Below are 13,692 nucleotides of genomic sequence, written 5' to 3' on the forward strand. Positions count from 1 at the left end.
GAAGGAGGATGCAATAAATGAAACGTTGTTTGCTGACAGCATTATTTTTACTATTAATTCTACCAACTATTGGCCAAGCAGAAGACAGATGGGATATTAAAACCCTTGATACCTATCAAGTACTATCGGATGCCTCCATTGATTCTTCTATATTATTAGATGGTATAAAAGCTGATGTATACGAAACAACAGGTTTACAGGAAGGATATTATAAAATTGATTTCAATGGAGTACAAGGATTTATCCATAGTAGTCAAGCGAGCACTTTGTTTGAACAAGAGCGAATGAGTTTTAAAGTAGTGGAGGATCAAATCCCATACTATATTATGACAAAAGGAAAGCTAGTGCAAAAAGGAACTCTGTTAAAAGAAGCAGTTTTAACTCGTACTAAAACTGCTTCTGTCTATCATTTAGTAGAAGTGGGTAAAGAAGTATACTATATTCCACTGGCAGGTACGATTCCTACGACGGAACCTATAATAGATACTAGCAAAAAAGCCAAATATCCAATGAAATTATATAATCGTGATGAGGTACCTATTTACAATAAACAATTAATCCAAATAGCAACTCTTTCCGCCAATCAATCTGTGGATTTAATAGCATTAGAAAAGAGTAAAGGTGTTATTTATTTTCTTGGACAAGAGGCAAGGATAAATATGAATGATTTTGTCCATATGGATTTATTGCAACCGAAAAAAGTTTTAACTTATGAAGAAATGACTTATTTACTTCAAGTAGTTGCTACATTATATCCAGAGTTTACAAAGCTCGAGCAAATAGGTAAATCTGTAGAAGGTACCCCTATGTATGCGATGAAAATAGGAAACGGCAAAAAGGAAGTTCTACTAGATGGTTCTTTACATGCTCGCGAGCATATGACGACAAACGTTGTAGTTGAAATGATTGACACATACAGCATTCATTACAAAAACAAATCTGTTTATGGTGGATATAATGTTCGTGAGACATTGGATCAAACTGCTATTTGGTTTATCCCCATGATGAATCCTGATGGTGTAAAACTTGTTCAATCCGGACCAAAATCTTTAAAAAATGGGGCACTTGCTACAAAGATAAATGGAAGTACTAATTTTAATCGGTGGAAATCCAATATTCGTGGAGTAGATTTAAATGATAACTTTGCGTCTGGTTGGGATAAGATTACCGGCGGTCATAAGAAACCTGCATATATGGCATATAAAGGACCTAGTGCTTTTAGTGAACCAGAGTCACAAGCATTTCGAGATTTCGTCAAAAAACACAAATTTAAAACGTATATTTCTTACCATTCTTCAGGTCAAATTATGTACTGGTTTAACTATCAAAAGCAAGCAGAATCCAAGCGAGATCAAGCATTGGCAAAAACATTATCAAAGCTCACTGGCTACAAAGTAATGCCTCCTCAATATTTGCCGGGTTCAGGGGCATCTGCTGATTGGTTTATCCAACAAACGAAAATGCCAGGTATCACATTAGAAATTTCTCCGTATGTAGGAGATATTCCTGTGCCTTTATCGAAGTGGGATGCTATCTGGAGGCAGAACAACAAAGTAGGCTTATATTTAGCGCAAGAAGCATCTAAAAGATAATCATAGAAATAACAAAAGCATTTTTATAAACGGTTAGGAATAGTAATAAATGTTCCGAAGGATGTTTATTTGTCCTATTAAAAGTAAGATATTGAATACTCTATTGGAACTGTTTATAAGGCAAGGTCCACCACGAAGACTCCAGTGGGAATAGCTTGAGCTGAAGACCCCGCAGGAAAGACATTGGTCGAACTTTGTTTGACCAATGTCTTTGCGACGAGTAACCGCAGGAGCATATGTTTTCGTAGTGACGAGGAGGCTGAAGCCAAGCCCACGGAAAGCGAAGTGGTGGGCCTTGCCGAGTTTAATATTCAACTCTATATACCTAAAATTGAGTTTGTCACAGTCTGAAGCCACTGAAAACAGTGGCTTTTGTTATATTTAAAAAACGTATGTTCGTTTTATTAGGAAACAAAAAAAGAGTATGTTAAACTGAAATTATTCAAAAAATGGGAGGCTTATGTATGGAACAAATATTCGAATTACAAGCTCCGTATGAGCCAGCGGGAGATCAAATCGAAGCGATAAAAGAACTAGTTGCGGGTGTTAAAGAAGGAAAAAGATATCAAACCTTACTAGGTGCGACAGGTACTGGTAAAACATATACTATTTCAAATGTTATCCAACAGATAAACAAACCAACGCTAGTAATGGCACATAACAAAACATTAGCAGGTCAATTATATAACGAATTTAAAGAGTTTTTTCCTAACAATGCGGTTGAGTACTTTGTAAGTTACTATGATTATTTTCAACCAGAAGCGTATGTTCCTTCAACCGATACATTTATAGAAAAAGACTCCAGTGTCAATGAGGAAATAGATAAGCTTCGCCATTCTGCAACCTCTTCTTTATTCGAAAGAAAAGACGTTATTATTATTGCGTCTGTATCCTGTATTTACGGATTAGGGAATCCAGAAGAATATAATGAAATGGTCGTATCGCTAAGAACGGGAATGGAAATTGAACGCAATCAGTTATTACGTAAACTCGTCGACATTCAATATGAACGAAACGATTTAAACTTCGTACGTGGAAAGTTTCGTGTTCGCGGTGATGTAGTAGAAATTTTCCCCGCTTCACGTGATGAAAGATGTCTTCGTGTAGAATTTTTCGGAGATGAGATTGATCGGATTCGTGAAGTTAACGCACTTACGGGAGAAATTTTAGGAGAACGAGATCATGTTGCTATCTTTCCTGCATCCCATTTCGTTACTCGGGAAGAAAAGATGAAGCTAGCGATAGCTAATATTGAAAAAGAATTGGAAGAACAGCTGGCTTACTTACGCAGCGAGGATAAGCTGTTAGAAGCACAACGATTAGAGCAGCGTACAAGATATGATTTAGAAATGATGGAAGAAATGGGCTTTTGTTCAGGCATAGAAAACTACTCCCGCCATTTAACTTTAAGAGAGGCTGGAGCAGTTCCATATACATTACTAGATTATTTTCCAAAAGACTTTTTACTCGTAGTAGATGAAAGTCACGTTTCATTGCCTCAAGTAAGAGGAATGTATAATGGTGACCAAGCTAGAAAATCTGTGCTTGTAAATTACGGTTTTCGATTGCCATCTGCACTAGACAACAGACCTTTAACTTTTAATGAATATGAAAAACATATAAACCAAGCTATATTTGTTTCGGCAACACCAGGTCCTTATGAGTTGGAGCATACACCAGAAATGGTAGAGCAAATTATCCGACCAACTGGACTTTTAGATCCTGTCATAACTGTCAAGCCTATTGAAGGGCAAATAGATGATTTGATCAATGAAATTCATGAGAGATCTGCCAAAAATGAGCGAGTAATAATCACCACGCTAACTAAAAAAATGTCAGAGGATTTAACCGATTACTTAAAAGAAATAGGAATTAAGGTTCAGTACTTACATTCGGAAGTAAAAACTCTAGAACGCACAGAAATTATTCGACAGCTCCGTCTAGGTACGTACGATGTAATAATAGGGATTAACTTATTACGAGAAGGTATAGATATACCGGAAGTTTCTTTAGTAGCTATATTAGATGCGGATAAAGAAGGATTTTTACGTTCTGAACGTTCTTTAATACAAACAATTGGTCGTGCCGCCCGTAACTCAAATGGGGAAGTAATTATGTATGCGGACAAAATGACGGACTCCATGCGAAAAGCGATTGATGAAACGCAACGTCGCCGGACAATTCAAATGGAGTATAACGAAAAACATGGTATTACACCAATAACAATTAAAAAGAAAATAAACGATGTTATCCGTGCAACAAAAGTTGCGGAAGAGGAAGAAACATATGCTCAACGATTAATGAGTGGAAAACCACTATCGAAAGAAGAAAAAGCAACACTTCTAAACAAATTAGAGAAAGAAATGAAAGATGCAGCTAAAGCACTTAATTTTGAACGAGCTGCAGAATTACGGGATGCTATTTTGGAACTGAAGCTGGAAGGGTGATATGTATTGAAAAATCAAGAAATCGTTATTCAAGGTGCACGTGCAAATAATTTAAAAAATGTTAGCTTGAAAATACCAAGAGACAAGCTAGTAGTCATGACTGGACTTTCTGGCTCTGGTAAGTCTTCTTTAGCTTTTGATACTATCTACGCGGAAGGTCAAAGACGCTATGTAGAGTCATTGTCTGCGTATGCACGACAATTTTTAGGACAAATGGAAAAGCCAGATGTTGATGTTATTGAGGGTTTATCACCAGCTATTTCCATCGATCAAAAAACAACGAGTAAAAATCCACGTTCCACTGTAGCAACGGTGACGGAAATTTATGATTATATGCGACTATTGTATGCGCGAGTTGGAAAACCGATATGTCCCAATCATGGTATTGAAATTTCATCACAAACGATTGAACAAATGGTCGATCGCTTAAGTGAATACCCGGAAAAAACAAAAATGCAGGTGTTAGCACCCATTGTTTCAGGTCGTAAAGGAACGCATGTCAAACTTTTGGAAGAGATGAAAAAAGAAGGTTTCGTTCGAGTACGTATCGATGGGGAGTTAATCGATTTAGATGATGATATCAATCTAGACAAAAATAAAAAACATAATATTGAAGTGGTTATTGACCGAATTATCATGAAAGAAGGAGTTGCCCCAAGACTTAGTGATTCCCTAGAGTCTGCACTAAGACTTGCAGATGGTAGAGTTTTAATAGATGTTATGGAGCACGAAGAAGTTCTATTTAGTGAACATCATGCCTGTCCAATATGTGGTTTTTCTATTGGAGAATTAGAGCCTCGTATGTTTTCGTTCAACAGTCCCTTTGGAGCTTGTGGGCAGTGTGACGGACTTGGTACTAAGTTAGAAGTAGATGCGGAATTAGTCGTTCCAGATAAAAGTATTTCCTTAGCAGATGGAGCAATTGTCGCATGGCAACCAACAAGCTCTCAGTATTACCCGAAGCTATTAGAAGCCGTTTGTAAGCATTACAAAATAAAAATGAATGTTCCAGTTGAAAAACTACCAATCGATCAATGGAACAAAATTTTGTATGGATCAGGAGACGATAAAATTCGTTTTCGCTATGAAAATGAATTTGGCCAAGTTCGTGATAGTGAAATGTCATTTGAAGGTGTCCTTGCTAATATTGAACGCAGATTCAAAGATACGTCATCGGATTATATTCGTGAGCAAATGGAGAAGTATATGGAGCAACACGATTGCCCTGCATGTAAAGGTTATCGTTTAAAAGAGGAAACGCTTGCGGTAAAAATAAATTCCCTTCATATCGGTGAAATTACAAGGTTCTCCATTGAAGAAGCAAATAAATTTTTCGCGGAGTTGTCCTTATCAGAAAAAGATATGCAAATTGCTCGTCTTGTGTTGAGAGAAATTCATGAACGATTAGGATTTTTAGAGAATGTGGGATTAGACTATTTAACATTGAACCGTGCTTCAGGAACTCTATCCGGAGGAGAAGCCCAACGTATTCGTTTAGCTACTCAAATCGGATCAAGACTGACTGGTGTGTTATATATTTTAGATGAACCTTCTATTGGTTTACATCAGCGGGATAACGATCGATTAATTGAGACTCTAAAAAACATGAGAGATATAGGAAATACCTTAATTGTAGTAGAGCATGATGAAGATACAATGATGGCTGCTGACTATTTGATAGATGTGGGACCTGGTGCAGGAGTGCATGGTGGAGAGATAATCGCTGCAGGAACTCCTGAACAAGTGATGAAAAACAAAAAGTCACTAACAGGACAATATTTAAGCGGGAAAAAGTTCATTCCACTTCCAGCTGAAAGAAGAAAACCAGACGGTCGCTTTATCAAAATAAAAGGCGCTTCTGAAAACAACTTAAAAAATGTCAGTGTAGATATTCCGTTAGGCGTATTTACCGCTGTGACAGGAGTTTCAGGATCTGGTAAAAGTACATTAGTCAACGAAATATTATATAAATCATTAGCACAAAAGTTAAATCGCTCTCGAGTTAAACCTGGTATTAGTAAAGGTGTTGAGGGTATAGAAATGTTAGAAAAAGTGATTGAGATTGACCAATCGCCAATTGGACGTACCCCAAGATCTAATCCCGCTACCTATACGGGTGTGTTTGATGATATACGAGACCTTTTTGCAACAACAAATGAAGCAAAAGTAAGAGGGTATAAAAAAGGAAGATTTAGCTTCAATGTAAAAGGCGGCCGCTGTGAGGCATGTCGCGGAGATGGAATACTCAAAATTGAAATGCATTTCTTGCCAGATGTCTATGTGCCATGCGAAGTCTGTCATGGTAAAAGATATAATCGTGAAACACTGGAAGTACATTACAAAGGTAAAAATATAGCGGATATTTTAAAAATGACTGCAGAGGATGGCTATGCCTTTTTTGAGAATCATCCAAAAATAAGCCGGAAGATAAAAACGATCGTAGATGTAGGATTAGGGTATATGGAATTAGGACAACCTGCTACAACACTTTCTGGTGGTGAGGCACAGCGGGTTAAACTGGCTTCTGAATTACACAAGCGCTCTAACGGGAAGTCATTTTATATTTTAGATGAGCCAACTACGGGTCTGCATGTAGATGATATCGCAAGATTATTGATCGTACTTCAACGTTTAGTAGATAACGGTGATAGCGTGCTAGTAATTGAGCATAATTTAGATGTCATTAAAACAGCAGATTATATGATTGATTTAGGACCTGAAGGTGGAGAAAAGGGTGGTACCATCATTGCGGTAGGTTCACCTGAAAAAATTGCTGCATCAAAAGATTCCTATACAGGGAAGTACTTGAAAACCGTTTTAGAAAGAGATCGACAACGGATGGATGATGTTGTAGCGAAAGCAACTAAAAAGAAAAAAAGTCCAGTATCCACTACATGATGAAACTTTTTGATTTTTCATTCGTATAAAGTAATGTAAGTAAAAATGATTTATAGTATAAATTCATGAGGAGGCCTTTCACTATGCAAGAAGAACGAAAACGTATTTTAGATATGGTTGAAAATGGCACGATTACTGCACAAGAAGCATTGGCATTACTAGAAGAGCTTGGAAAACAAACAGCACCTGTTACACCGTTTGTCCCTGAGGAAAAAGAATATAAAAAGTCATCGAATAATAATACCGATTTCGTCGAGGACTTGAAGCGTGATTTTACCGTGATGGGTGAAAGATTTATGCAGTTTATGCAAGGTACCGTCGACAAAATGAAAGATTTTGAAATGCCATTTGGAGAACCGGTTGTATTTGAAGAAGAATTCGTCCAAGCGGATACAGATTTCACAGATATCTCTATTAATATTGCGAATGGTAAAGTGGAAGTACTTCCGTCGGAAGAAAAGCATGCGCATGCTAGTGTCAAAGTTAAATCCTTTAAGAATTCATCTGAAGAGGAAGCAAAGGCACGTTTCCGTGAGGAGTTTATATTTACAACAGAAGGAAACAAATTACGTCTGTATAGTGATATGAAAACCACTTCTGTTCAAGTAACGTTATATGTACCGACTAAAGAGTATAACTATATTTCTGCTCGATTGTTTAATGGTGAGTTCTTAGCTAAGAATTTAGAAGCGAATTCATTTAAAGTGAAGACTACAAACGGAAAAGTAGAATTAGAGGACTTGAAGTTTGAAAGAGCTGATATAGAAACGGTTAATGGATCGGTTCAAGTTCAAAGGGTTGTAGGAGAAACAATTGAAGTAGAGACGATGAATGGTCGTATTTACGTAGATGGCAAGCTTAAAGAAATTGAGGGCTCATCGGTTAGTGGACATGTTATTTTAACAACAAAAGATAAAGCAGCACGTAAAATAGAAGGAACGGCAGTAGCTGGAACGGTCGAACTGTATATTCCAAAAGATGTTTCGATTAAAGGAGAAGCTACTTCCCAAATTGGTAAGATAGATGTTCAATTGGCTGATGTTACGCACTTAAATCAATCTGAGCAGCTGTTAAACAAAAAGGTTGGATTCACGAAAATAGTCGATTCTGAAGCTGTACCTTTACGAGTATACGGTGATGCAAAAACAGGATCTGTTGTTGTCCGTTATACAGTAGAAGGAGAATAAGAAAAAATGGAGGGGGATAATATCCCCTCCATTTTTTTATGTGCAAAGATAATAAAATGATATTACGGATTTCTGTTTTAGATGTACGTTTACCGCGGGAGTTGCTACACGATGTGGGGTACTTATCCTTTGTTCCATTGGTACGTTCCTGCGGAGTCTTCACTTAACGCTCTTTGTACTAGAGTTCATTTCAACATTAATTATTTCCATATAAACTTATGAATAAATACGTACTATTGTAGTCAGTTATTCGTTTACCTCAAGTGGATATTGTTGATTGGAGCGCAGGTCGGTGACTCCAGTGGGAACAGCACGAGCACGTGATTTCGTAGTGACGAGGAGATTGAAGCCGTGCCCACGGAAAGCGTCCGACCAGAGCGGAAAACAACGCCATACCTATGTATGGACGTATTTTTTACAGTATATCTTTTCAAGTTTAACGTTTCTGTTGAATCCAACATAGAATTGCATAGGTGATGGCTTTTGCACAGTGCATTCTGTAATTCGTGGATTGAAGTAAGATTGCTTCATTTTTATTCGTCATGAATCCGCATTCCACTAGTACTGCAGGCATTCTTGTATCTCGAACAACCGCAAAGTCTGCTTTTTTCACTCCTCTGTTTAATCTTCCTGTAATCGAACATAAAGAGTTTTGGATAAGCGATGCGAGAATAGTGGACTGTTTGGAAGGCTTCGTATAGGTGAAGGTTTCAATTCCACTCGTATTATTCCATGTTGTCCCGAATGCATTCGCATGGATAGAAATAAATACATCCACTTCCATTTTATTTGCTAAAGCTGTTCTTTCGTTTAAAGGAACATCCCTCCCTCTGTCATGACTATTAATAACTATTAGTCCGAAAGCAGTCAGTTCCTTTTTAACAAACTGTGCAACAGCCTCATTAAATTCAAATTCTTTCATTTTTCCATCTAGTGTACGTTTCCCCGCAGTATTAGGTCCGTGGCCAGCATCCAACATAATTTTCATCGGAAAAACCTCCCTTCCTCTCTTAAATAGAAGAAGAAAAGATAAATGGATACAATTTAAGTAGACAATCATGATAAAATAAGTACTAGGTTTGCAAATGTAGGACGAAGGGAGTTAAGGGGTATGTCACATGTGACGACGAAAGATATAAAAGAGCATTTGAATCTCACATTAATAAGTGGGGAAGAAGGTATTGGACGTCACATTTCCATGAGTGATATTTCCAGACCAGGAATTGAAATTGCAGGTTACTTTACACATTATCCTTCAAATCGTATACAGCTTTTAGGAAAGACAGAGATTTCTTTTTTTGCTTTGCTACAGCCGAAAGAAAAAAGTGAACGAATGAGAAGACTTTGTGCACAAGATACACCGGTCATCATTGTCTCACACGGAATGGATGTACCGAAGGAGTTAATCGCTGCATCCAATGAAAGTTCGGTTCCTGTATTAACGACAAGTTTGCCTACTACAAGATTTTCTAGTATGCTTACAAACTTTTTAGAAAGTAGGTTAGCGCCTTCAACTGCAGTACATGGGGTACTTGTAGATATTTATGGGGTTGGTGTGCTAATCACCGGGAAAAGTGGAGTCGGAAAAAGTGAAACGGCGTTAGAGTTAGTGAAAAGGGGTCACCGTTTAGTAGCGGATGATTGTGTAGAGATTAGACAAGAGGGCGAGGACACGCTAGTTGGAAGTGCGCCGCAGTTAATCGAGCATCTTTTAGAAATCCGCGGATTAGGTATTATCGACATAATGACCTTATTCGGAGCAAGTGCAATTCGGAGTTATAAGCGTATAACGCTTGTAATCGAATTAGAAATCTGGGATGAGAAAAAGACATATGATCGCCTAGGTCTAGAAGAAGAGAAAATGGAAATTATTAATACAGCAATTACGAAGTTAACTGTTCCAGTTCGCCCTGGTCGAAATATAGCAGTTATAATTGAAGTGGCAGCCATGAATCATCGATTGAAAAAAATGGGTGTAAATGCTGCGGAAGATTTCGCTAAACGTTTAAATGATGTTATAGAACAAAATACAGAAGTGGATTATTAAATGATGCTTGAAGGGAGATACATATGAGTTTGTTACAAATAATTGATCCAGTAGCTTTTTCGCTAGGACCGTTATCAGTACGTTGGTATGGAGTAATCATTGCTCTAGGTATCGTATTAGCATTTTTCGTGGCACAAAAAGAAATGGTAAAACGAGGATTTCATCCGGATTATTTAACCGATTTACTTATTTGGGCGGTTCCCATTGCTATTCTTAGTGCGCGAATTTACTATGTTATTTTTAAATGGGATTTCTATGGTCAAAACCCTGGCAAAATTATTGAAATTTGGAATGGTGGAATTGCCATTCATGGGGCGTTGATAGGATCGTTTATCACGGCCTATATTTTCACCAAAAAACGCGGCTCTTCTTTTTGGAAGGTTGCAGATATAGTAGCACCTAGTATTTTAATCGGTCAGGCTATTGGTCGGTGGGGAAATTTCATCAATCAAGAAGCTCATGGTGGAGAAGTAACGAGAACTTTCTTAGAAAATTTAATGCTTCCCAATTGGATTATTGAACAAATGTATATAGATGGAAAATATTATCACCCAACTTTTTTATATGAATCCATTTGGAACTTTGTAGGCGTGATCATATTAATATTGCTTCGAAAAGTAAATTTACGTCGAGGGGAAATGGTGCTGTTTTATGCCGTGTGGTATTCTATTGGCCGATTCTTCATCGAAGGAATGCGTACGGACAGTCTCTATTTAATAGGGGAGTTGCGAACTGCACAGGTCGTTTCAATAGTGACCATTGTAGTTGCTCTAATTGTATTTATATATAGAAGAATGACAGTCAAACCTGTTGTTCATTATCAGGATAAGTAAGAAAGCTGGGATAAGATGGGGACGTTGAAAAACGGACTGTTAGCTGGTCTTAAAACAACATGGACATTAAGTAAAGTAATCTTCCCGATTACATTAATTGTAGTGATTTTACAATATACTCCTGTTCTTCCTTGGATTATTGATTTCATCTCGCCGTTTATGGGGTTATTGGGACTTCGGGGAGAAGCAGCTATTCCTTTAGTGCTAGGAAACGCATTAAATTTATATGCCGGGATCGCAGGTATACTATCTTTGGAGTTAACTGTAAAAGAAGTTTTCATATTAGCGACAATGCTTTCCTTTTCACATAATATTTTCATTGAAACTGGAGTTGCCCTTCGCGTTGGAGTGAAATTATGGGTTGTTTTGGTTGTACGATTTGGTTTGGCAATCCTTTCTGCTGTCATTATTAATCTTGTGTGGCAAGGAGGCGGAGAGGTAGCAAAATATGGTGCGCTAAAAGTAAGTCAGCAAGTTCCTGATGGATGGGGAGAAATTATTTTGCTTGGCTTACAGAAGGCCACGTTCGGTGTTATACAATTAGCGCTAATCGTTATACCATTAATGGTCATCATCCAATTTTTGAAAGACCGAAATTACTTGCAAAAGTTCTCAGAAAAGCTAGCTCCCTTTACGAAAGTTATTGGCGTACAACCAAATGCTTCTCTTACACTTGTAGCAGGCCTGACGATTGGGCTTGCTTATGGCGCAGGTGTAATGATTCAAGCAGTGCAAGAGGATGGAGTTAGTAAAAAGGATGCAACATTGGTCTTTATATTCTTAGTGGCATGTCACGCAGTGGTCGAGGATACATTAATCTTTATACCATTAGGAATTCCAATATGGCCATTACTATTAATAAGATTAATAACCGCTTTCGTATTAACAATTGTAGTAGCTTATGTTTGGAGGAAAGCGGAGCAAAGTAAACATAAGGAAGTGGTAGTCCCGTGAAAAACTATAAAGCCCTACTTTTTGATTTAGACGGTACATTATTAGATACGAACGAACTAATTATTGAATCTTTTTTACACGTATTAGGAGAAACATTTCCGGGGAAATATAGTCGGGAGCATGTGCTACCTTTTTTAGGTCCACCATTATATGAAACATTTGATGGAATAGATCCAACATTAACGGAGACTTTAACTGCATCTTATCGTAAATGGAACCTAGAAAGACATGACCAGATGGTAGTACCGTTTGAAGGGGTCGTAGATACTTTACGACAACTAAAGCAGGATGGCTATAAAATGGCAATTGTTTCTACTAAAAGAAGAGAAATGATTGATCGAGGTCTCCAATTAATGGGGTGTGCAACATTATTTGATACGATTGTGGGATTCGAGGATGTTACGCATACAAAGCCAGACCCTGAGCCTATCCAAATAGCACTTCAAAGAATTGGAGCTAATAAGGAAGACGCCCTGATGATTGGCGACAACTTCCATGATATTGAAGGAGGGCAAAGAGCTGGTGTTGATACAGCAGCTGTAGCTTGGTCCATCAAAGGAGAAGCACACTTAGCTACTTTTAATCCTACTTATATGCTTCATCAAATGAGTGACCTACTAGATATAGTAAAAGGGCAGCATATATGAGAAGGACCGAGCGTTATCCTGTAAAAGGTGCAAACTCTCTATGGCATGTATACGACACTGTTCCATTTTGGAAAGTGATGAAAAATTTTATCTTTATACAGGCGGCTAGATATTCCCCATTTTTAAGTTGGAAGAACTTTTTCTATCGGACTTTTTTGAAAATGGAGGTAGGAAAGGAAACTTCTTTTGCTTTAATGGTGATGGTGGATGTCATGTTCCCAGAGCGTATTAAAGTAGGCGACAATTCCATTATTGGCTACAATACGACAATTCTAGCACATGAATATTTGATCGATGAATATCGTATCGGTGATGTCATAATTGGTAATCGAGTATTAATTGGTGCAAATACGACCATTTTACCTGGCATTACAATTGGAGATGACGCAATTGTTTCTGCGGCAACTCTCGTCAATGCCGATGTCCCAGAAGGATGCTTTGTTGGAGGAAACCCAATGCGCATTATCTATACAAAGGAACAAATGATAGAACGAAGTGAAAACTGATGGAAAGGCTATCCTATAATGGATAGCCTTCAGTTTGACGACAAAGGTATTTTTATAAATGGTTATGAAAGTAATAAATATTCATAAGGCTTTTATTCATCCTATTAAAAGTAAGATATTGAATACTCTATTGGAACTGTTTAGAAGGCAAGGTCCACCACGAAGACTCCAGTGGGATTAGCTTGAGCTGAAGACCCCGCAGGAACGTAGTGACGAGGAGGCTGAAGCCAATCCCACGGAAAGCGAAGTGGTGGGCCTTGCCGAGTTTAATATTCAACTCTATACATCTAAATTAAGTTTGTCTACAGTCTGAAGGCTATCCTATTTTGGATAGCCTTTTTTGTGTGTGGAAAATTTACTATCCAACTAAAGGGCTCAAAATTCCAACTAAACATGCAAAAATTCCAACTACCCCCTTCAAAATTCCAACTACCAGCACCAAAATTCCAACTAAACAATCTCGCTCCTTATTACCACTGATAAATTCTCTCCACTAAAAATATCTCACTCAAAAAGAGGGAATACCAACAAGTTGACGAAATGGTTAAAATAGTATAAAATTTTATTAATTCATCTTGTTA

General features: G+C 37.7%; 10 protein-coding genes. 9 read left to right on the top strand and 1 reads right to left on the bottom strand.

Going from position 1 to position 13,692, the window contains the following annotated elements; translation table 11 throughout:
* Positions 1-17 precede the first annotated feature (17 nt).
* The 4 genes from BM260_RS12265 (at position 18) to BM260_RS12280 (ending at position 8,124) form a co-directional block, all read left to right on the top strand.
* Complete coding sequence (locus BM260_RS12265) at positions 18-1,592, top strand: M14 family zinc carboxypeptidase (protein ID WP_093537644.1); 1,575 nt, start codon at positions 18-20, stop codon at positions 1,590-1,592.
* 464 nt (positions 1,593-2,056) lie between these two features.
* Positions 2,057-4,039 (top strand): excinuclease ABC subunit UvrB, encoded by a 1,983-nt coding sequence (gene uvrB, locus BM260_RS12270; protein ID WP_093537645.1) that lies wholly within the window; start codon positions 2,057-2,059, stop codon positions 4,037-4,039.
* 6 nt (positions 4,040-4,045) lie between these two features.
* Positions 4,046-6,937: an excinuclease ABC subunit UvrA gene (gene uvrA / locus BM260_RS12275; RefSeq protein WP_093537646.1), complete on the top strand. Its 2,892-nt coding sequence runs from the start codon at positions 4,046-4,048 to the stop codon at positions 6,935-6,937.
* 83 nt (positions 6,938-7,020) lie between these two features.
* On the top strand, positions 7,021-8,124 hold the full coding sequence (locus tag BM260_RS12280) for a DUF4097 family beta strand repeat-containing protein (RefSeq protein ID WP_093537647.1): 1,104 nt from the start codon (positions 7,021-7,023) through the stop codon (positions 8,122-8,124).
* 436 nt (positions 8,125-8,560) lie between these two features.
* On the opposite strand, the gene BM260_RS12285 is transcribed toward BM260_RS12280, so the two are convergent.
* A complete protein-coding gene (locus BM260_RS12285; RefSeq protein WP_093537648.1) occupies positions 8,561-9,112 on the bottom strand; it encodes an N-acetylmuramoyl-L-alanine amidase family protein in 552 nt (183 codons plus the stop codon).
* A 123-nt stretch (positions 9,113-9,235) separates the two neighbouring features.
* Between BM260_RS12285 and hprK the strand changes: the two genes are divergently transcribed.
* From hprK to BM260_RS12310, 5 genes are read left to right on the top strand one after another with little or no spacing between them, the layout of a single operon-like run.
* The gene (hprK, locus tag BM260_RS12290; protein ID WP_093537649.1) at positions 9,236-10,171 is read left to right on the top strand and encodes an HPr(Ser) kinase/phosphatase; all 936 of its coding nucleotides are present in this window, start codon (positions 9,236-9,238) and stop codon (positions 10,169-10,171) included.
* A 23-nt stretch (positions 10,172-10,194) separates the two neighbouring features.
* Positions 10,195-11,004 carry a prolipoprotein diacylglyceryl transferase gene (gene lgt, locus BM260_RS12295; protein WP_093537650.1) on the top strand — a complete coding sequence of 270 codons (810 nt, stop codon included), beginning with the start codon at positions 10,195-10,197 and terminating at the stop codon, positions 11,002-11,004.
* A 15-nt stretch (positions 11,005-11,019) separates the two neighbouring features.
* Entirely contained in the window at positions 11,020-11,958 is a 939-nt protein-coding gene (locus BM260_RS12300) for a nucleoside recognition domain-containing protein (RefSeq protein ID WP_093537651.1), read from the top strand.
* Positions 11,955-12,605 (top strand): pyrophosphatase PpaX, encoded by a 651-nt coding sequence (ppaX, locus tag BM260_RS12305; protein ID WP_093537652.1) that lies wholly within the window; start codon positions 11,955-11,957, stop codon positions 12,603-12,605. Before BM260_RS12300 ends, ppaX begins: the two co-directional genes overlap by 4 nt.
* Positions 12,602-13,111: an acyltransferase gene (locus tag BM260_RS12310; RefSeq protein WP_093537653.1), complete on the top strand. Its 510-nt coding sequence runs from the start codon at positions 12,602-12,604 to the stop codon at positions 13,109-13,111. Before ppaX ends, BM260_RS12310 begins: the two co-directional genes overlap by 4 nt.
* Positions 13,112-13,692: the final 581 nt, after the last annotated feature.

Origin of the sequence: Psychrobacillus psychrotolerans (assembly GCF_900115805.1) — a bacterium.
Taxonomy (GTDB): Bacteria; Bacillota; Bacilli; order Bacillales_A; family Planococcaceae; genus Psychrobacillus; species Psychrobacillus psychrotolerans.